Annotated in this window: 18 protein-coding genes; 9 read left to right on the forward strand and 9 right to left on the reverse strand. The window is 44.2% G+C overall.

Annotated elements, in window-relative coordinates:
* Positions 1-145: 145 nt before the first annotated feature.
* On the reverse strand, positions 146-733 hold the full coding sequence (locus BUB08_RS19305; RefSeq protein ID WP_073003571.1) for an RNA polymerase sigma factor: 588 nt from the start codon (positions 731-733) through the stop codon (positions 146-148).
* Positions 734-907: 174 nt separating this feature from the next.
* Here BUB08_RS19305 and BUB08_RS19310 point away from each other — a divergent pair, with 174 nt between their 5' ends.
* The 6 genes from BUB08_RS19310 (at position 908) to BUB08_RS19335 (ending at position 7,620) form a co-directional block, all read left to right on the forward strand.
* The gene (locus tag BUB08_RS19310; protein WP_073003572.1) at positions 908-1,540 is read left to right on the forward strand and encodes a hypothetical protein; all 633 of its coding nucleotides are present in this window, start codon (positions 908-910) and stop codon (positions 1,538-1,540) included.
* A gap of 177 nt (positions 1,541-1,717) precedes the next feature.
* Positions 1,718-3,400 carry an energy-dependent translational throttle protein EttA gene (ettA, locus tag BUB08_RS19315; protein WP_073003573.1) on the forward strand — a complete coding sequence of 561 codons (1,683 nt, stop codon included), beginning with the start codon at positions 1,718-1,720 and terminating at the stop codon, positions 3,398-3,400.
* Positions 3,401-3,467: 67 nt separating this feature from the next.
* On the forward strand, positions 3,468-4,751 hold the full coding sequence (locus BUB08_RS19320; protein WP_073003574.1) for a replication-associated recombination protein A: 1,284 nt from the start codon (positions 3,468-3,470) through the stop codon (positions 4,749-4,751).
* A gap of 1 nt (position 4,752) precedes the next feature.
* Positions 4,753-5,163 carry a secondary thiamine-phosphate synthase enzyme YjbQ gene (locus tag BUB08_RS19325; RefSeq protein WP_073003575.1) on the forward strand — a complete coding sequence of 137 codons (411 nt, stop codon included), beginning with the start codon at positions 4,753-4,755 and terminating at the stop codon, positions 5,161-5,163.
* A 163-nt stretch (positions 5,164-5,326) separates the two neighbouring features.
* Positions 5,327-6,937 carry a thiamine pyrophosphate-dependent enzyme gene (locus tag BUB08_RS19330; protein ID WP_073003576.1) on the forward strand — a complete coding sequence of 537 codons (1,611 nt, stop codon included), beginning with the start codon at positions 5,327-5,329 and terminating at the stop codon, positions 6,935-6,937.
* 101 nt (positions 6,938-7,038) lie between these two features.
* Positions 7,039-7,620 (forward strand): indolepyruvate oxidoreductase subunit beta, encoded by a 582-nt coding sequence (locus BUB08_RS19335; protein WP_073003582.1) that lies wholly within the window; start codon positions 7,039-7,041, stop codon positions 7,618-7,620.
* A 158-nt stretch (positions 7,621-7,778) separates the two neighbouring features.
* Here the strand turns inward: BUB08_RS19335 and BUB08_RS19340 are convergent, their stop codons facing one another.
* Positions 7,779-8,516: a DUF2202 domain-containing protein gene (locus tag BUB08_RS19340; RefSeq protein WP_073003577.1), complete on the reverse strand. Its 738-nt coding sequence runs from the start codon at positions 8,514-8,516 to the stop codon at positions 7,779-7,781.
* A gap of 136 nt (positions 8,517-8,652) precedes the next feature.
* Here BUB08_RS19340 and BUB08_RS19345 point away from each other — a divergent pair, with 136 nt between their 5' ends.
* From BUB08_RS19345 to BUB08_RS19355, 3 genes are all read left to right on the forward strand, one after another.
* Positions 8,653-9,798 (forward strand): cellulase family glycosylhydrolase, encoded by a 1,146-nt coding sequence (locus BUB08_RS19345; protein ID WP_073003578.1) that lies wholly within the window; start codon positions 8,653-8,655, stop codon positions 9,796-9,798.
* Between the two features lie 84 nt (positions 9,799-9,882).
* Positions 9,883-11,166, forward strand: coding sequence for a glucuronyl esterase domain-containing protein (locus tag BUB08_RS19350; RefSeq protein ID WP_073003583.1), 1,284 nt, complete (start codon positions 9,883-9,885; stop codon positions 11,164-11,166).
* Positions 11,167-11,321: 155 nt separating this feature from the next.
* A complete protein-coding gene (locus BUB08_RS19355) occupies positions 11,322-12,020 on the forward strand; it encodes a 3-keto-disaccharide hydrolase (protein ID WP_073003584.1) in 699 nt (232 codons plus the stop codon).
* Between the two features lie 4 nt (positions 12,021-12,024).
* Here BUB08_RS19355 and BUB08_RS19360 read toward each other — a convergent pair whose 3' ends face one another.
* The 7 genes from BUB08_RS19360 to BUB08_RS19390 all read right to left on the reverse strand — a co-directional run.
* Entirely contained in the window at positions 12,025-13,005 is a 981-nt protein-coding gene (locus BUB08_RS19360; RefSeq protein ID WP_073003579.1) for a glycoside hydrolase family 43 protein, read from the reverse strand.
* 2 nt (positions 13,006-13,007) lie between these two features.
* Positions 13,008-14,819, reverse strand: coding sequence for a glycoside hydrolase family 2 protein (locus tag BUB08_RS19365; protein WP_073003585.1), 1,812 nt, complete (start codon positions 14,817-14,819; stop codon positions 13,008-13,010).
* 188 nt (positions 14,820-15,007) lie between these two features.
* Positions 15,008-16,462 carry a TolB family protein gene (locus tag BUB08_RS19370; protein WP_073003586.1) on the reverse strand — a complete coding sequence of 485 codons (1,455 nt, stop codon included), beginning with the start codon at positions 16,460-16,462 and terminating at the stop codon, positions 15,008-15,010.
* Between the two features lie 14 nt (positions 16,463-16,476).
* Complete coding sequence (locus tag BUB08_RS19375) at positions 16,477-18,225, reverse strand: DUF6057 family protein (RefSeq protein WP_073003580.1); 1,749 nt, start codon at positions 18,223-18,225, stop codon at positions 16,477-16,479.
* A 55-nt stretch (positions 18,226-18,280) separates the two neighbouring features.
* The gene (locus BUB08_RS19380; protein ID WP_073003581.1) at positions 18,281-19,891 is read right to left on the reverse strand and encodes a sulfatase family protein; all 1,611 of its coding nucleotides are present in this window, start codon (positions 19,889-19,891) and stop codon (positions 18,281-18,283) included.
* Positions 19,892-19,903: 12 nt separating this feature from the next.
* Positions 19,904-20,758, reverse strand: coding sequence for an endonuclease/exonuclease/phosphatase family protein (locus tag BUB08_RS19385; protein WP_175550051.1), 855 nt, complete (start codon positions 20,756-20,758; stop codon positions 19,904-19,906).
* Positions 20,745-21,164: sugar phosphate isomerase/epimerase family protein (locus BUB08_RS19390; RefSeq protein WP_139249804.1), on the reverse strand; the 420-nt coding region annotated here is incomplete at its 5' end. The genes BUB08_RS19385 and BUB08_RS19390, both read right to left, overlap by 14 nt.

The raw sequence follows: 21,164 nt of genomic DNA on the forward strand, positions 1-21,164 counted from the left end.
TCAAATTCTTCAAAATCAAAACTTGATTCTCTTTTCATTTTGCCAAACTAAAAATTTATATCCTTCTAACTTGACACACTTATTTGAACAGCGTCATTTAAATCGACTGTACCCCTATCCATTCTGCAAAAAAGTCGTTATATGGTCATACTTTGAAACAGAAAACAAAAAGCTCCACAAAGTTTTGTTCCAGTTTCTTTCTCAAAACTTTCAACAAGCGAGTTACCTGTTTTTTTGCGGTATCAGCTTTTAATTCCAGCAGCTCACCCATTTCTATGTAACTCAAACCACTATTAAATCGCAGGAACAGTAGTTCTCTTTTTTGCGAGTCCAAATTCTCCAGTTCTCTCTTCAATATTACTGTTTGCTCATCCAAAACTGATGTATCTGCTTCTTCCAACAGAAACTTCAAATCAAACTGCTCAGCAAATTCATCTGACGACAACTGACGGTTCTTCTCTTTCATCCTCGAAATAAGAATACGCTTCAATGTTTTGTATAAAAAAAACTCCAGCGACTCTGGTTTTCTCAAACGACCTTCCCATGTATATATGGCAAGAAAAGTATCCTGGATTGAATCTTCGACTAGCGCCCGGTCTGAAGAGATTTTTGCTCCGTATGAATACAATACTTCCACATACTCTTTATAAATAATCTCAAAAGCCTTGCGGTCACCTGATTTGAATTCTTCCCAAACAAACTTCCAGTAATCTTTTCCAAAGTTTTCGGTCATGTTTATGGTTAATCATTTTATTTTAGCGAAAGTAATAATTTTACTATCAGCTATCCTAATTTATTTTGCATTTTTGTTTTCTCAATATTTCGTTTCTTGTACTATTTAAAAGGGTTTCAATACTAGAGAATCAGAAACCTAAAAAAATAAATTGTCAACTTATTTGCAAAAAAAATGAAAACTAAAACACTTATCGCAACCCTCCTGTTTTTATCAACCTTTGCAGTGTGTGCACAAAACCCTTATCGTCCGGGGCTGTTTTTCAGGGAAGACTGGAAAGAAACACCGCCGGAAATTCCGCTGTCGCAAAAGCACGTTAACAATCCTGAGCTTTTGCTGCAGTTATACGGAGCCGGAAAAGACAGCCTAAAAAAAAGTAATCACGACCGCCCGGTAGATGACCCCTTTTATGTTTGGTCCGGGTTGTGTCTGGAGAATTGGCTGGTAACGCTAAAACACAAAAAATTCAATGCTGACTTAACCGGATTTGCAAAAATCAGATGGCGCTCCAAACAAGCAGGATTGCGCGAATTGCGCGTTGTTCTAAAACTGGCAAACGGCTCGTGGCTTGTAAGCGACCTGTCCGACGGGCCGGCAAAAGACTGGCGCATTAAAGAATTCAACATACAGGAAATTACATGGTATAAACTGGACATTAATCGGGTTACAGAAATTGGCCCGGCAAAAAGTCCCGACCTTTCAAATGTTGAAGAAATTGGTTTTACCGACCTCATGCCCGGAGGCAGATCTGCATCCTGTTCGCGGCTCGACTGGATTGAAGTGGATGCAAAACCCGTAAAAAGGTAGTTGCAATTTTCTGAAACCAGACGCACAAAGTATTATTCAAGGTATTTTACAACCCAATCTATTCTTGCAATCCCCATTGGGTTAACCGGATAGATATCGCTTTTCTCAACTGATTTTCCAGGACAATGAAATCCCGAAATACTATTGTATTTTTGTCGCAAATTAAATTGAAACAAAATGACCGACGATAAAAAAATCATCTTCTCGATGTACAAGGTGAGTAAATCTTACCCACCCAATAAAACCGTTATTAAAGACATCTCGCTATCCTTTTTCCTGGGGGCCAAAATTGGCATTATCGGGTTAAACGGTTCCGGAAAATCTACGTTGCTGCGCATAATTGCAGGCGAAGACAAAAACTTTAACGGCGAACTTGTTTTTGCACCGGGGTACTCAGTTGGCCTGCTAGAACAGGAGCCTCATCTCGACGAAACAAAAACCGTTATTGAGGTGGTAAAAGAAGGGGTTCAGGAAGTTGTTGACGTGATGAATGCCTACGAAGATATCAACCTGAAATTTGGACTTCCAGAGGTGTATGAAAATCCTGACGAAATGGACAGGCTGATGACAGAGCAGGCTAAACTACAGGAAAAGATAGACCAGATGGATGCATGGAACCTGGATTCCCGTCTCGAACGGGCCATGGACGCACTCCAGTGCCCACCCAACGATCAGTTGGTAAGCGAACTCTCCGGCGGGGAACGCCGTCGTGTTGCACTTTGCCGTTTGCTGTTACAGGAACCGGATGTGCTGCTTCTCGACGAACCCACCAACCACCTCGATGCAGAAAGCATCCTTTGGCTGGAAATGCACTTGCAACAGTACAAGGGAACAGTTATCTGCATCACGCACGACCGCTATTTTTTGGATAATGTGGCCGGCTGGATTTTAGAACTCGACCGTGGACAGGGAATTCCATGGAAAGGAAACTACAGCTCGTGGCTGGAACAAAAAGCCAAACGTTTGGAGATGGAAGAAAAAGGCAGCCAGAAACGCAGAAAAACACTGGAACGCGAGCTTGAATGGGTACGCATGGCGCCAAAAGCAAGGCACGCCAAATCCAAAGCCCGTTTAAATGCCTACGACAAAATGGTAAACGAAGACGTTAAGCAGAAGGAAGAAAAGCTCGAAATATTTATTCCCAACGGACCAAGGCTTGGCGACAAAGTAATTGAAATGGAAGGTGTTTCGAAACGGTTTGGCGACCGCCTCCTATTCGAAAATCTGAGTTTTAATCTTCCCCGTTCAGGAATTATTGGCGTAATCGGACCGAACGGCGCTGGTAAAACCACGCTTTTCAAACTGATTATGGATCAGTATAAACCCGAAACCGGAACCATCGAAATTGGCGATACGGTAAAAACAAGTTACGTTGACCAAACCCACAAAGCAATCGATCCGGAGAAAACAGTATTTCAGGTTATTTCCGGCGGAACCGAAACCATAATGTTGGGTAACCGCCAGGTAAATGCGCGAGCCTATGTTGCGCGGTTTAATTTCACCGGGTCGGATCAGGAAAAAAAATGCGGCGTTTTATCGGGCGGAGAACGCAACAGGCTGCATTTGGCATTGGCGCTAAAATCGGAAGGAAACGTATTGTTGCTTGACGAACCTACCAACGACATTGACGTAAATACGCTTCGTGCGCTGGAAGAAGGCCTGGAAAACTTTGCCGGATGCGCCGTGGTTATTTCACACGACCGCTGGTTTCTCGACCGCATTGCTACACACATTCTCGCTTTTGAAGGCGATTCGCAAATTTACTTCTTTGAGGGTTCATTTACCGAATACGAAGAAAACCGGAAAAAACGCATGCAGGATACATCTCCGAAAAGGTTCAAATACAAAAAACTTCAGTAAAACAAGATGAAATAATTTCGTTTTTACGAAAAACAGAATACCTTACAAAGATAAATCAGCGAAAAAAATGAGCACCAACCAGCCTCTGGCAGAACGACTACGACCTAAAAACCTAAACGAATACATCGGGCAGGAACACCTGGTAGGCGAAAATGCTGTGCTGCGCAAAATGATTGATTCAGGCAACTTTTCGTCAATCATTTTGTGGGGGCCGCCGGGAGTTGGAAAAACAACACTGGCAAAAATAATTGCAAATACGCTGGACCGGCCATTTTACACGTTGAGCGCCATCAATTCAGGAGTGAAAGATGTGCGCGAGGTAATCGAAAAAGCGAAAAAGCAGCAGTTTTTCAGTCGTCCCAACCCGATCCTTTTTATTGACGAAATTCACAGATTCAGTAAATCGCAACAGGACTCGTTGCTGGGCGCGGTAGAAAACGGAACCATTACGCTTATTGGCGCTACTACAGAAAATCCGTCTTTCGAAGTCATCTCGCCCCTGCTCTCGCGTTGCCAGGTTTATGTTTTAGAATCGTTAAGCAAAGCCAATCTTTTAAAGCTGATAAACAACGCTCTTGAAAAGGATACTGAGCTGAAAGAGAAACAAATTACGCTTAAAGAAGATTCTGCGCTGCTCCGTTATTCGGGCGGCGATGCACGAAAACTGCTTAACATATTAGAACTGGTTGTACTTTCTGCCAGCGGTAACCAGGTAGAAATCACCAACGAAATGGTGGTTTCGTGCCTTCAGAAAAGCCCGGCTATTTACGATAAGCAGGGCGAAATGCACTACGATATTATTTCGGCATTCATAAAAAGTGTTCGTGGCAGCGACCCGGATGCTGCGGTTTACTGGCTGGCCAGAATGATTGAAGGCGGCGAAGATGTAAAATTTATTGCCCGCCGTTTGCTCATTCTGGCCACCGAAGACATCGGACTCGCTAATCCTAACGCACTGCTTCTGGCGCAAAGCACGTTCGATGCAGTTCATCAGATCGGATACCCCGAATCCCGCATCGTGCTGTCTGAATGCACCATTTATCTTGCAACATCTCCCAAAAGCAACTCGGCGTACATGGCCATCGACGAAGCGCTGGCGTTGGTTCGAAATACCGGCAACCTTCCGGTTCCTCTTCATTTAAGAAACGCCCCCACAAAACTGATGAAAGAACTTGGATACGGGAAAAACTATAAATATGCCCACGCTTACGAAGGTAATTTTGCCGAGCAGGATTTCCTTCCCTCTGAAATAAAAAAAGAAAGGTTTTACAACCCCGGCAAAAACCCGGCGGAATTAAAAATACTGGAACGACTGCAACGTTGGTGGGGTAAAAGGTTTGGAGGAAAATAGGATGATACAGCAACTGGAAATAACATTGCCCCAACTGAGAAGAGGCTATCACCTCATCACGTCGCACATTGAAAAACAGTTGCCTCCACTTCCGGAGAAAGGCCTGCTTCACATTTTGGTAAAACACACCTCGGCAGGAATTACAATCAACGAAAACGCCGACCCTTCGGTCCGAACCGATTTTGAATCGTTTATAAATAAAATGATTCCCGAAGGCGACCCGGTATATATTCACACTTACGAAGGCGACGACGATATGCCCGCACACCTGAAGTCTTCGGTAATAGGGGCAGAAGTTACTATTCCCGTCACAAATCATCGTTTGAATTTAGGAACCTGGCAGGGCATCTATTTTTGCGAATTCCGCAATTTTGGAGGGAACCGCAGATTGGTACTTACTATCTATTCTTAAAGAGCTTGTATTTTTCAAAAAAGATTAAAGAGAACGATTAATGTTTCTATTTTCAACAAAAAACGCAGGAAAAAAATCAAAAAACGACAAAAATCACTGAGTTTTATTGTTTCCTACATCGGATAAAAATCCTAATTTGCGAGCCAAAACAAACCAAAAAAGTATGCAACGTAATCTTTTGTTAGGAGTTGAGGCCATTGGACAGGCAGCCGTCGATGCAGGAATTTCGGGAGTTTATGCCTATCCGGGTACACCTTCAACCGAAATAACCGAATATATTCAACACAATCAGACAGCCCGCGAACGCAACATCCACCGCGAATGGTCTGTGAATGAAAAAACAGCGCTGGAAGCAGCATTGGGCATGTCGTATGCCGGGAAACGAACCATTGCATGTATGAAGCATGTTGGGCTGAATGTTGCTGCCGATGTTCTGATGAACATGGCAATAACAGGCATAAACGGCGGACTGGTGATTACAGTAGCCGACGACCCGTCGCAACACTCATCTCAAAACGAGCAGGACTCAAGGTATTACGGAAAATTTGCCATGATTCCTGTTTTTGAGCCGTCGAGTCAGCAGGAAGCCTATGATATGACTTATGATGCATTTGAGTTTTCAGAAAAAACCGGACTACCGGTAATGATGCGTATTCCAACACGGCTGGCCCATTCGCGTGCCGGCGTGGTGCAAAAAACAGTTCAGGAAGAGAACAAGCTCAAACTGCCTGAAAACAAAAACCAGTTTATTCTGCTCCCTGCTTACGGGCGCAAGTATTACCAGTCTCTTTTGGATAAACAAAGCTGGCTAACCGAGCTTTCGGAAAAATCTGTTTACAACGAGTATTTTGAAGGAAAAGATAAAAGCCTGGGAATTATTTGCTGCGGAATTACATACAATTATTTGATGGAAAACTATCCGCACAACAACTGCCATTACCCGGTGGTTAAAATTACGCAATATCCGGTTCCTAAATCAATGTTAACGAAACTAGAAAAAGAATGCGACGAACTGCTGGTAGTTGAAGAAGGCTATCCCGTTGTTGAAGAATTACTCACTGATTTTTTTGGGAAAGGAACAAAAGTTTCAGGAAGGCTCGACGGCACACTACCCCGCCGTGGCGAACTCAATCCGGATCATTTGGCAAAAGCCCTGGGCAAAGAACAGGAAAATACAATTGCAATACCCGACACATTGGTTGGAAGACCACCATCACTCTGTGCCGGCTGCGGACACCAGGACACCTACATTGCGTTGAATGAAATTATTGCCGAAGCGGGTGCAGGCCGTGTATTTGCCGACATTGGTTGTTACACACTGGGAGCATTGCCGCCTTTTAATACAGTAAACACCTGCGTAGATATGGGAGCTTCCATTACCATGGCAAAAGGTGCAGCAGATGCTGGCTTGTCTCCGGTGTTTGCAGTAATTGGAGACTCTACTTTTACCCATTCGGGAATTACCGGACTGCTGGATTGCGTCATTGAAAAAACCAACATCAACATTATAATTGTTGATAACGAAACCGTAGCAATGACCGGCGGGCAGGACTCGTCAGCCAAAGGCAGAATTGAAAAAATTTGCGAAGGGGTTGGCGTGAATCCCGAGCATGTCAGATTATTTGTACCACTCAAAAAAAATCACGAAGAAATTGTAAATATAATTCGGGAAGAGGTGGCATTTAACGGCGTTTCGGTAATTATCGGGCGCAGAGAGTGCGTGCAACGCATTGCAAAAATGAAAAAATTGAACAAAGCAAAAAAGCAGGCATAAAATGAAAAAAGCATGGTAATTGTTCTGCCGCGTGGCAGCACAACTGTTTTCCATGTGCATTTATTGAATTGCTACTGAAAATCAAAAAAAATTATAACCGAATGAAGACAGACATCATACTGGCAGGCGTAGGCGGACAAGGAATTCTTTCCATTGCAGCTTCGCTGGGCGCTGCTGCTCTCAACGAAAACTATTACCTGAAACAGGCCGAAACTCATGGAATGAGCCAGCGGGGCGGCGCCGTGGTTTCACACCTCCGCATTGCCGATCATCCAATTCACTCCGACTTAATTCCGTTGGGTGCTGCCGACCTGATTCTTTCCGTAGAACCGATGGAATCGTTGAGGTACCTGCCTCACCTGGCACCCGGAGGCAGCTTGGTAACCAATACCATAGAATTCAAAAATATTCCCAATTATCCGGAGCTGGAAAGCACATTCGAAGAGCTCAGCCAAAAAATAAATATTATACGTATTGATGCTGACCAGATTGCGAAAGACACCGGCAATCCAAAAGCATCAAACATGGTAATGCTTGGCGCGGCTTCGCCTTTTATTGCAATACACGATGATATTATCATCAAAGGAATTGAAAGTATTTTCAAAGCGAAGGGCGACAAAATTGTAGAAATGAACGTGGAAGCATTTAAAGCAGGCCGGACTTTTTCCACAAAAAATAAGTAGAGTAACCTACCTGCCGTTTCACCTGCTCGTATATTCAGCAACTGGAGTCATCTCCTGCTTTATTGTCGGGTGGACGGCCAGTTTGCTTTCCAAAAAATAAAAACATAATAAACGGGAATGCGGAGATAATCTACGTTCCCGTTTATTATTACAATAGCTCACACATTTGGTCCGGTGCCGTCGCAAACCCCGGGGGTAAACGAACCTCCCGAATTTTCATCATTAACTTCCATACTGGTAATTTCGTTGAACAGCTCTTCAGAAATAATTACAGGAGAATAGGGTTCACCCATTTTAGCCAATATCCCGGTAAACGCTTTCAGGTGAAACGTAGAACCGCGAAGCAGGTTTCCATACACCCGTTGAATATCTTCATTCTCCGTTTCGTCTATCAGCTTCATCAGGTCGGCAATATCGTATTCTTCAATATAAGCCCCCACTTTCAGTGCTTCTTCCAGGCTGGCGCTCCCCTGTTCTGTAAGTTCCAAAAATAAATCGGAAAACAACGGATTGCGGAACTCACCTTCTGCATCAAGCGCAGGGTCTTCCAACCCATAACCATTCAGCAAGTACAAAACCGCATTCATATGCGTACTTTCAGCTTTGCTAATATTCCTAAAAACAGGAATTTGATACTTTTCGTAAAAGAAAAGATACACGTCACGCGCAAGCTTCTCTTCCTCGCGCATCTCCATAAGGCCGACAATATCTGCTTCGGTTAAAGTACCGGAGAAGGTACAACAACACTCGTCAGTTGCTACTGCTGCTCCTGAGCTTTTTGTTTCTACTGCCGCTTCAAATGCGTCATCAACATTGTTGGTGCCACCGTTGCACGACGACAGAAGCAGCGAAATTCCGGCGAACATCCATAAAATTGCAAATCTTTTTGTTTTCATGTTTCAATCATTTAAATGTTTAAAAAAGTCTGATTGTTTTTTAAGACACTTCTCATTTTAAAAACTTGCGCTTCTCTTCTTTTTGTTGATTCCGGTTTGAGTTGTATCTTTGATACAAACCAATAAAACCTTATCGATGAAACGCAGAAACTTTATTAGAACCACGGGCGTAGCAGCTGCCGGAACAGGTTTGGCAGGCTCAATAACTGCCGGCAATTTTCTCGGTTCAACAAAAAATAAATTACCCCGCTGGAAAGGATTTAATCTGCTCGATTATTTTTCTCCGTTTAAAGGCGTCCCCAACTATGTAACCACCGATGATGATTTGAAATGGATGGCAGACTGGGGGTTCGATTTTGTGCGACTGCCCATGGCTTATCCGCGTTATGTAAAACATACGCCGTTCAAAAATATTACACCTGACAACGTTTTGAATTTTGATGAAAACGAGCTGGATAAAATTCAGCAACTGGTTGAACGGGCAAACAAATACGGGCTACACATGAGCCTGAATTTGCACCGCGCGCCCGGTTTTTGCGTTAATGCAGGTTTTTACGAACCCTACAACCTGTGGCAGGACGAGGAAGCGCAAGACGCATTCTATCAACACTGGAGCATGTGGGCAAAAAGGTTCAGTCACTTGTCGCCCAAACAAATCAGTTTCGATTTGGTAAATGAACCGTGTACGCGAGAAGACATGAATGACCAATTTTCACAACGGGGCTCGATTCCTGGTGAGCTTTACCGCGCCGTTGCAAAAAAAGCAATGGAAACCATCAGAAAACACAACCCCGATCACCTTGTTATTGCCGACGGGAACAATGTTGGAGCAGATGTTATTCCGGAAATTTTCGACCTGAATATCGGGCAAAGCTGCCGGGGATATTTTCCTCACTATGTTTCACATTACCGTGCATCGTGGGTATGGAAAAATCCGGAAGATGCCCCGAAGCCGGTATGGCCCGGAGAGATCGACGGACAACACTTCAGCAGAAAAAATCTTGAGGAGTTTTACGCACCCTGGATTGATGCCGTAAAAAAAGGAGTTGGTGTGCATTGTGGCGAATGCGGATGCTACAGAGAAACGCCGCACGAAGTTTTTCTGGCGTGGTTTGGCGATGTGCTTGACGTACTCACCCAATACGGAATTGGTTACGCCCTTTGGAATTTCCGTGGCGATTTTGGCATCATGGATTCAGGGCGAAAAGACGTAGAATATGAAGACTGGCATGGTCATAAACTCGACAGAAAACTTCTGCAATTATTACAGAAATACAAATAACTTTATATTATACTTCGGGGTATGCGCCGCTTTCATTTGAAAACGGTTGCATACTCTGCCGAAAATTGTTCAAAAAAACAACAAATGAAAAAGCTGACACTATTTCTCGGGATACTTCTCTCCTTTCACTTTTGCTACGCACAGCAATTTGAGTTTACGCCCAATTACGACGAAAGCAAAGTTCCGCAGTTCAAAATAACCAATCCTCTCATTTCATTTAATGGAAGAAAAATAAAAAACACCAAACGTTGGGAGAAAGTCCGCCGCCCGGAGCTACTGAATTTCTTCGCAAACAATGTTTACGGCAAGGTTCCCGGAGAACTGGAAATTTCGAAATGGGAGGTGGTGGAAGAAAACGCCAACGCATTGAACGGAAAAGCTCATCGCAAACAGGTGGACATTGTTTTCAACAAAGATGGGAAAACACTGTTTTTCAATATACTGATGTATCTTCCAAATAATAAAGAAAAGGCTCCGCTGTTTCTGGGTTACAATTTTTACGGAAACCACGCCGTATGTCAGGATGTGAAAATTCGTATTCCGGACACCTGGGCACGCAACAACGAGTCTTACGGAATTTCCAACAATCAGTTTACCGAAAAATCGAGGGGTGTTAGAAAAGATAGCTGGCAGGTTGAAAAGATTATTGATTCCGGCTACGGACTGGCTACCATTTATTATGGCGAAATAGATCCGGACAACAACGATTTTTACAACGGTATTCATCCATTCTTTTATGTTGACGGGCAGCAACGACCGGCTGCAAATGAATGGGGTGCTATTGCGGCCTGGGCCTGGGGACTGAGCCGGGCCATGGATTACCTGGAACAGGACAGTGATGTAGATGCCACAAAAGTTATTGTTTTTGGGCACTCGCGCCTGGGAAAAACGGCGTTATGGGCCGGAGCAACCGACGAGCGTTTTGCCGGCGTTATCTCCAATAATTCAGGATGTGGCGGTGCGGCGCTCTCCAAACGTCAATATGGCGAAACGGTTGGCCGCATTAATAACGCTTTTCCACACTGGTTTGCCCGCAATTTTATCAGCTACAACAAAAATGAAAAAGCTCTGCCTATCGACCAACACGGGTTACTTGCGTTAATCGCTCCCCGGCCGTTGTATGTCGCCAGTGCAGAAGACGACCGCTGGGCCGATCCACGTGGTGAATTTCTCGCTGCATACTACGCAACATCCGTTTACGAATTGTACGGAAAAAAGGGAATTCCCTCAGAAGAAATGCCACAGGTAAACCAACCGCTAATTAACACCGTAGCTTATCACATCCGAACAGGCGGGCATGATGTTACAGCATTTGACTGGGAACAATACATTAAATGGGCAGACGAGCAGGTCGTGAAAAACTTTTAAACTGCCCTTCGGAGCGTTGGGCTTTGTGGCATTCAACTCTCTGAACCTTGCTTCGAACATAATTAAGCAGGGCTTTCAACCCAAAAGAACAGGAATGAACTAAAATTAATTTGACAAAAAAAATAGGAAAAAACAACAATCAAAAAGTTACCATCATGAAACACAACATTCTCTTTCTAATCGTCCTCTTTGCAGCAGTGTCGTGCACAAATTCGGGCCCGAAAACAGTCAGCTTATTCAACGGCACTGATTTATCCGGCTGGCATGTAGATGTACCGGCCATGGATAACAATCCAGACACCATAAATCCGTTTATAGTGCGCAACGGAATGCTGGTAAGCCTCGGCACTCCCGGCGGCCATCTGATTACCGATTCGATCTACCAAAATTACCGGTTGGTAGCGGAGTACCGTTTTGCCGGCGAACCCGGAAACTGTGGTGTATTGGTTCACGCTTCCACGTCACGTGCATTGTACCAAATGTTTCCCAAGTCGTTAGAAGTACAAATGATGCACGAAAACGCCGGCGACTTCTGGTGTATCGTTGAAGACATTACTGTTCCCAACATGGAAGAACGCCGCGGCCCAAAAGAAGAATGGGGAATTACCGAAGGAAAACGCCGCAGAATTTTAAACCTGACCGACGGCTCTGAAAATCCGGTTGGAGAATGGAACTCCATGACTGTTGAATGCCTCGACGATAAAGTAAAAGTGTGGGTTAACGGCAACCTGGTAAATTACGGATATGCCGGCACAGCAACCAAAGGACAAATTGCAGTGCAAGCTGAAGGCTCAGAAGTAGAATTCAGGAAGCTGGAATTAACACCAATTACTGAACTTACAGAAACGGAATAACCCGTTATTTCAGTGTTCGTGCTTCCACTCCTTCGGAGGTTATTTGCACGGGCAGAATTTTTCCGTCCTCATCGAACTCCATTTTGTCGATGCAGGTAACCCGGTGATGAGGTGACGTTTCAGAAAGCGGACGACGATGGTAAACAATATACCATTCGTCCGTTCCGGGGATATTCAAAACTGAATGGTGTCCGGCACCGGTAGCAATTTCGGGGTCTTGTTGTAAAATCGTTCCCAGCCGCTGAAATGGCCCGAAAGGATTATCAGAAATAGCGTAAGCAACGCGATAATCGGGGCCTGTCCAGCCGCCTTCCGACCACATAAAATAGTATTTTCCGTTGCGCATGAACATAACGGGGCCTTCCACATAACCTTCAGGAGTTACCTCTTTAAACAACTCCCCATCGGGTAGCGGTTCCAACCCGGTAAAATCGTCGTTTAACTTTACCACATTACAATGCCGCCAGCCTCCGTAAAACATGTAGTAACTGCCGTCAGTATCGCAAAAAACAAACTGATCGATGGGCTGTGCGCCGTTTATAATTTCATTTATGAGCGGTTTCCCGAGCAAATCTTTGTAAGGCCCCTGAGGCTGTTCCGCAACAGAAACACCTATTCCGCCAACTTCGCCCTCGTGTACATCGTTTGCTGCAAAAAAGAAATAGTACCGGCTATCCTTTTTTATAACGCCGGGCGCCCACATGGCCCGCGAAGCCCACTTTACTTCTGAAGTATCAATAATGCTTTCGTGCCGGGTCCAGTTCACCAGGTCGGGCGAAGAGAAGCAATCAAAATGAACCTGCTTTTCATATTCATCTGAAAAAGTAGGATAAATCCAATATTTATCGTCATAAACAATAACTTCCGGATCAGCATACCATCCTTCAAAAACAGGATTGCCGGAGTAGCTTTTTTGCGGGCTCTTTTTTCCGCCACTGCACGAAACCAAAAAAGCCAGCACCGCAACAATAAAATACCTAACCATAATTACTTACTTAATGAGCCGCAAATTTCGCGATTTACTTTTCTGATTCTTGCCTCGTCCAGTTTAATTATTTTCCTGTCGTAGGTCATCAGTCCGTTCACTTCCACCTCCACATCTGTGGTTTGTGTGTAAACAGCAGCCGAATATCCAAACGGAATCAACTTCTGCAGTTCCTCTGCCAATTCAACATAAGCGTTGGTTGCTTCCTCCGAATTTTTATATTGAACATACCCCCAGTTGCGATCTTCTTCCCAAAGATGTTCTTGAAGTACAAGGCCGATACCGCCGTATTCTCCCAGCACGTTTACACGTTTTGAGTCGTACAATCCCATAACCGGCCCCGGGTAATTGTGCATATCCAATATGTCGCCTGTATTGTAGTGGTTGCCACCACTCGCCGGATTTATCAGACGCGAGGAGTCATAATTCTTGGTCCATTCTACAATTTCTTCGGTTTTGAATTGCCCCCACGCTTCATTAAAAGGCACCCAAACCACAACGCTCGGATTGGAATAGCAGAGATCCATTATCTCTTTCCACTCCTGGCGGAAGTTTTGTTCTGATTCTGTACTTCTTTTAAGCTCCTGTCCGTTAAAATAGTTCCAGCGTTGCCACTGCGGAGACTGATCGCCGTTAGGCATGTCCTGCCATACCAAAACACCCTCGCGGTCGCAATGGTAGTACCAACGCGCAGGCTCTACTTTAACATGTTTCCGAATCATATTAAACCCAAAATCCTTTGTCTTTTTGATGTCGTACAACAATGCTTCATCGGTTGGCGCAGTATATAAACCGTCGGGCCACCATCCCTGGTCGAGCGGGCCAAATTGAAAATAATCTTTGTTATTCAGTTGCATCCTCACCACCCCGTTTTCGTCGCGCGCCGTAGATATCTTGCGCATTCCGAAGTAGCTTTTCACTTTATCAACCGTTTTTCCTTCGCGCAAAACCACAACCTCCATATCGTAAAGAAATGGCGATTCGGGGCTCCACAGTTTGGCATCGGGCACTGGAACAAGCACTTCCTGGCCGGCAGCCGCTTTACCGGTATTCACTACTGCACCGTTTTCAAGCACTTTCACTTCAACAATATCCGACGGCATTGCATTTTCCAGCGAGGGCAAAACAGTGATGTTTCCTCCGTCGATATTCGGAACAGTTTTGAGGTGGTTTATGTAAGCTTTTTCAACCGGTTCAATCCAAACCGTTTGCCAGATTCCGGTAACCGGAGTGTACCAGATTCCGTTCGGATCGTTCACCTGTTTGCCCCGGGGCTGAAAACCTCTGTCGGTTGGATCCCAAACGCGCACGGTTACTGTCTGTTCACCTTTTTGCAAAAACGGTGTTATATCGAAACTAAAAGGAGAATAGCCTCCCTGATGCCTGCCGATTTTCACGTCATTCACCCAAACATCTGCCTGCCAGTCAACCGCCCCAAAATGCAGAATTACATTTTTATTTTTCCAGGCTGAAGGGACAGAAAAAGTTCGGTGGTACCACAACTCCTGGTTCTCTCCTACCCTTTTTTGTACGCCGGAAAGACTTGACTCAATTGGATACGGAACCAAAATACTCCCGTCAAATTCTACCGGCATACCTGAACCTTGTTTTGCAAAAGCATAATTCCACAACCCGTTCAGATTTTGCCACTGCTCGCGAACCAACTGCGGGCGTGGATATTCAGGAAGCGGATTGGCCGGATCGATTTTTTCAGCCCAGGATGTTTTAATTTTTTCTCCGGCAGGTTGCCAGGGCTGAGACGACAACGAATTCAGAATTGAAATCAGGATAACAGATAGGAATACTTTTTTCATTTGGTTCGATTTTATTTTACATAAAACAGTAAAAACCAAAGATACAATCATTTACATATTCTTTCTAAAAGAATGCAAAAGAATATGGCCATCTTTTCAAAAAAAAGAAAGAAAAAAACCACCTCTCTATTGATAAACAGCAACCATTTTACTGCGAGAAAAGCCCAAGTAACAAAAAGGAAATGAGCCTATTCAATCATTTTCAAAAAATCCTGAGTTGGAAAATCAACCTTCGACGTTACAAATTCGGGGATATTAAATGATTTCAGAAACCGCGTATAATAATCCGGTTTCTTTTGAGGTAAAACGAATGGTTTGGAGAAACTCCCGTTGTCACTAAAATAACCGATGTAAGGCTTGGTGTACAATCCGTCGGAACGCCGACTGCTAAAAACCACCCATTTTCCGTTTGCTGACCAACTGTGGTAACTTTCGGTATAATTGCTGTTGAGCGGCGCTGCTTCTGACACTTCTCCGGTTTCTAAATTGAGGCAATACAAATCACTCTCATTGTGCCAGATTGAAAAATTGCCATAATCAACCAAACAAAACAGCAGGTATTTTCCGTCGGGCGAAATGCGGGGAAAAGTAACGCTCTTCCGGTTTTGCGAAACGTTTAAAACAGAAACCAATTCGCCAAAAGATTTGGATTCTTCAGAAAAACCGACTTTGTATAAATCGTAACGAATCTCATCGTATTTTTCAGCCGGAAGCGCTTCGGCACGGCAAAAGAAAAGCGTTTTCCCGTCGGGCGACCATGTGGGAAAAGTTTCGAAATAATCGGGCGACGAAACCTCAGGACCGGAAGTCACCTGGTCATCTTCGGTATCGTAAATTATCAAATCAGAAAGCAGGTCGAACACCTCCACTTTTTTGTCGGGAATTGCATGAAAAGTCTGCACAATATTGTTCACCGAAAAAGCAACCAACCTTCCGCCGGGGTGCCACGACGGATAAACACCGGCAGAAATAGTATTCTCCCGTTTGGTATCAACTTTAGTCAGTTCGTTATTTTTCAGAATCACGGTTCCCCCATGTTTGGCTCTCATATGAAACAACATGGTTTCGCTCCGGTTTTTGCTAAAAGAGTGGCAATTCATGCAGTTGTCGCCGGTCATCCGGTTTTCAACAATTGGTGTTTGGGTAAAATCTTCGAGGCAGCGTTGGTAAATTCCCATTTCGCCCCAGGTTTCGAAGCCCGGAGCAATCAACCTGTAAACAAGATATTTGTCAATTGAATCATCGGCAACAAAATTTGAAAATGGCGAAAACCGAAACCACTCCCGGTTCTTTTGAGCAAAAACTTCTACGGAATAGCTTTCACCTTTGCAAGCTTCCAGAACCGATTTCCACTTTTTGGCAGGAATAATTACCTCTCCATCCGACGAAGGAATCGTAAACAGCGTTTTTCCTTTGAAAGAAAACTTCACCAGAAAACGTTCGTACTCCTCGTCAATCTGAAAATTTAACGGGGCAATATTGGCAGGAACGGTTATCTCCGTATAATCAGGATAAATTTCGGGAACGCGGTCTATCGCATTAGCCGTTTCAGGGATGCTCTGCGTACAGGAATAGAAAACGCTATTCAGACTGCATAAAATGAGAAGGATGAAAAATGCCGGGTATTTAATTTGTTGACTCATATTGATTTTCGCATTCATTGTACAAAATAAAAATAATACCAGAAAGTATCACCAAAATCTTTTTCGAGAACCCGGGCTGCCTGTTGTCTGTTGCGGGCAAATGTCATTGCAAACCGCTCAAACCGCTGGTAAGTTTCTTCTCGTATTTTCAACCCGCCATCGATAAATCGTTCGCCGGTATTATTCATGTATATCAACAGCGCCTCTTCCAGAAGTGTGGGAATTTCATGCCCCTCAAAATTTTGCCGGGCAGCAACCTGCGCCCAAATCTCCCTCACATTTTTTTCGAAAAGTAAAGTTGCCATGTAATATCCTAGCGCAGTGCTGTTCTCGGGGCAATTTTCAAGTAACGACGCCAGGTTCAAATCGAATTCCTTTAGGTCGGCAGTAAAGTCGGCACTGATTTTACACAAAGGATTATCTGCTTTAGCGCCGGCAGATTGAAGTAGCACCGCAATATTACGCCGTTTGTCGGTTGCCCAACTTTTATAAAACAACGACTCTTCAATAATCGTCAGATATTTTTCAGCTAAAAGAAGATGCCCGTTGGCAATGCTGGTATTTACCAGCCGCTTCAACCCTCTCGGATGAAGTCCGTTGGAAACCATCGATTCAAAGGCCCACCGAAAAGCCTCGTTATCGTTCTGCAAATAGTAAAATACTTCGCCGCCATAAAACGGGGCAACTTTGTTTCTTTCCCATTTCAGCCGCAGCCCTTTTTTGCCCAACTGCGGATAAGCAAATAATTTTTCGGCAAGCTCGTGTTTCTGCGAAAGCGCCAGGTTGGTAAAATAAACCACAAGCTGATTCACTCCGGGATATTTTTGAGCCGTTCGAAGTACTTCATCCCAGTTCTGCTGCTGAACGTTGTAGTCCATCTTAAAAATTAATTCCCTCTTTTTATTGTAATGACGAGTTGCAATGGAGAAAACAACCAACAATGCAACAAGCCCGCCGGCCGCAATATTTACGAAATTCCAGCGAGCCAATAACGCATTTTTCTTCTGTGAAATACTACGTACCACAATCAGCATTAACGGGAAATAAGCCAATAACGCAACCAAATACTTTTTCAACGGCTGAACAAAAAACACCTCCGGCAAAACTGCTTCCGGCTTAAACGGAAGTGTGTAGAAAAACCGGTAAACAAAAAAGTACAATACTACCGAGAACATCACGTATACTGAAACCGCCCACTTTGATAACGTGGTGCGCTGAAAAAGCAATTCATAAAAAAAACACAAAACCAGGAAAAGCACAGAATAAATTCCCGAAAGAAGAAACAGCACGATTTGCACTGCGGGAAAAACAGCGTACCTCCGCTTTGCTGATTGTATTGAAACATAAAGGGCAAATGCGCCAATTGCATTCAAAAAATGGAAAGTGTAAATTGGAGAATAGTGGTAGTTGCTCTGTACAATTGTTAAAATAAAAACCGGAAGTAACGGAAAAAGAATGCCGTTGAATCTGAGTTTTCTGAAAATAATCCTTGACACAAAAAAAACGGCAACTGCCAGCAGCGAGAGAATCAGCGCTCCCCAGAAAGGAAAATGAAAAAACTGAATAAAAAACACCCCAATATAATTTGTGAAACCGCCGGGGTCCGACAAAAAAGACGAAAAATAACCGGTACTAAAACGAAAAAACTGGATTTGCTCGAAGTTCCATAAATGAAACCGGTTTAGTACCGCAAAGTAAAAAAGATGCAATACAAAAACCAGGGTTAATGCCGAAATTGCCAGTGTTTTTCCGTTTGTTTTCATAATTTCAAAGCATTATTAGTCAGCAAATCAAATAGATGATCGCTCTTCTGCAAATTTAATATAATCCGTTATTTCTGTGGTCTCCCAGCCGAATAGTTGTCCTTTTCAACGGAATTTGCATTCCTCCTGTACTTTCGAGCCAACTGTAAATTTCGTCTGACAGTTCTTTTATAATTGGCTGATGTTGCGGACTTGCAATCAAATTATTCATTTCAAACGGATCTTCTTTCAAATCGTAAAACTCGTTGGTATCCCAAATGCCGTGGTACCTGATGTATTTGTACCGATCGGTTCTGACACCGTGCATGGTTGGCGTTTGCGGAAAATTATTTTCCCAGTAATACTCGTAAAAAATTTTATCGCGCCACTCCGGGTTTTCCTCTGTCAGAAGAGGAAGAAACGACCTGCCCTGCATCTGTTCCGGCTTCTTAATTCCTGCCAGTTCAAGTATTGTCGGCGCCACATCAATGTTCTGAATCATGCGCGTATTAACCAGCTTTTCTTTCACAATCTCAGGACATCTCATCAGAAAAGGAACTTTTGCCGATTCCTCGTAAAAATGGCGTTTATCAATCAGTCCGTGTTCGCCAAAAGCAAAACCATTGTCGCCCATGTAAATCACCACCGTAGATTCTCCCAGCCCTTTAGCATCGAGGTAGTCGAGCACACTTCCGATGCTCTCATCCAGCGACAAAATCTGCTCGCAATACCGTTTAACCAGTGTCTCGTAATTAACATGTTGGGCATGGTACATGTAATCAACGCCATGCCAGCTTTCACGCTGCATTTTCTGCCAGTCGGGCGTGCGACCTTCGCCATAATAAGAATCGCCGGGAGCAGGATGTTCTATTTTATCTTTATCCGGCCCAAGGTATTGATGGTATCCGTTCGGATGATCTTTCCCTTTTACCGGCCGGGCAGAAGTGTAAAACGACGGCGGCAATTCAAGCTCAACATTTTCGTATTTTCCCAGGTGCCTCTGTGCCGGTTCGTACAACCCATGAACCGCCTTGTGAGACAAATACATAAAAAAGGGTTTCTCCTCGTCTCGATTCTCCAGCCACTCAATGGCGTGTTCTGTCAATAAATCAGTAATGTAAGTGGAATCGCCGTAGGTTTTATGTTCGCCGTTTATGTTCAGTGTCGGGTTGTAATAAACTCCCTGCCCCCGAAAACTTTCCCAATGATCAAAGCCGGGGCGGGGCTCGTCTGTTTCGCCTCCCATGTGCCATTTTCCCAGAAAAGCCGTTTGATAACCCTTTGTTTGCAGATATTGCGGAAAATAGATGTTTTCTTTCGGTGCCGGAGCCTGATTATCCACCACTTTGTGGGTATGACTGAATTGCCCGGTTAGTATCGATGCCCTGCTGGGCGAACAGAGCGAAGTGGTTACAAATGCATTGGGGAAATAAGCTCCTTCTCCGGCCATCCTGTCCATTGCCGGGGTTTCCAACCACGAAAGTTTGCCCGTAAAACCCATATAATCATACCGATGATCGTCACTCAAAATAAAAATCACGTTACGTGGTTCAACGCCTTGCAAACTCTCAACAGACACGCTAGTTTTCCGGTGTGCCGAATTGCATGAAACTAAAAAGCCCGCAATTAAAAATGCAGGGAAATACCGTTTTATGCGGGGAAAAAATCCTTTTCTTAAAAAATGCATTTGTACTCTTTTTTAGTGTTTTCTCAATACAACTTCAATGGGCAAATGGTCTGAGGCATATTCTTCTTTTATCGTTTTGTATTCCGTCAGGTTAAAGTTCCCCTTCGCTTTCTGGTTAAAAAGAAAATAGTCGATGGTTCGGTTCGGATTTACTGACGGGAATGTTAACGGACAACGGGTACATCCCACGTCAAAGTTTTCCTGCAAATAATCCATCACCGGATTCTCCGGCGTCATATTTAAATCAGCGCCCAAAATCACCGGGTAATCCGAATAACCGTTAAGAATATCAACCATGGTTTCTGACTGCAACAGACGGTCTTCATCAGCCAATTGGTCAAGATGGGCGGAACAGAAAACGACAATACTTCCGTCTGGCAAACGCGCTTTTACAACTGCCAATGCACGTATCTCGCTTTTTAGACTGTCGCGCACAGGCAAACGATAGCCTCTGGCTTCAACTATCGGAAAACGGGAAAGAACAGCCACTCCATAATCTCCTTCTGAGCGGTCAATTGCTTTTGCAAAAAAGTAGTTCAGCCCGGTCATTTCCGCCAATTCGCGCGCCTGATGCACCGCTTTGCCCGACCTTTCGGTAAATGCGTCAACTTCCTGCAATGCCACCAAGTCCGGTTTTGCGTCGGCAATAACTTTTGCAACAGCCGGGAGATCTGTTTCGCTCCAGCCTTTTGACGGAGGATGAGCAATGCGTATGTTATACGTCATTAACTTCAATATGTCGTTCCCTTCCCCGCAGCTTTCCGAAAAAGCAGGAATACGGGCAATGCTGCTCACAACAAAAAAGAGAAACCCTCCTGTCAGAAGCAGTTTCATTGCCCGCATCAGTCCTCGTTTACAACAATTCATCAACAGTTTCATTAAAATAAGAGATACACTTTTTGATGTCGGGAACCGAGTTGTCCCAGTTGTATTCATATTCAATGGAGAATACACCTTTGAAATTTTGTTTTTTCAGCTCCAAAAGCATCCCTTCCATATCCAGTGAACCGGTTCCCCAGATAACATCGTGACGCTCTTCTTCGCCGGCTACTTCTTCTTTTATGTCTTTAAAATGAAGCGATTTTACGCGGCCTGATATTTTCTGCAAACATTTTACCGGGTCCAGTCCCATGCGGGCCCAGTGGCCGACGTCGGTACATGCGCCAATGCGGTTGCTTAACCCGTCAACGGCTTCCATAAACATGTCCGGGTTCCAGTAGTTCGACGGCTTCGGGTGGTTGTGAATGGCCACGTCAATTTTGTATTTGTTGGC

It is taken from the genome of Mariniphaga anaerophila, assembly GCF_900129025.1.
In the GTDB taxonomy this organism is placed as follows: domain Bacteria; phylum Bacteroidota; class Bacteroidia; order Bacteroidales; family Prolixibacteraceae; genus Mariniphaga; species Mariniphaga anaerophila.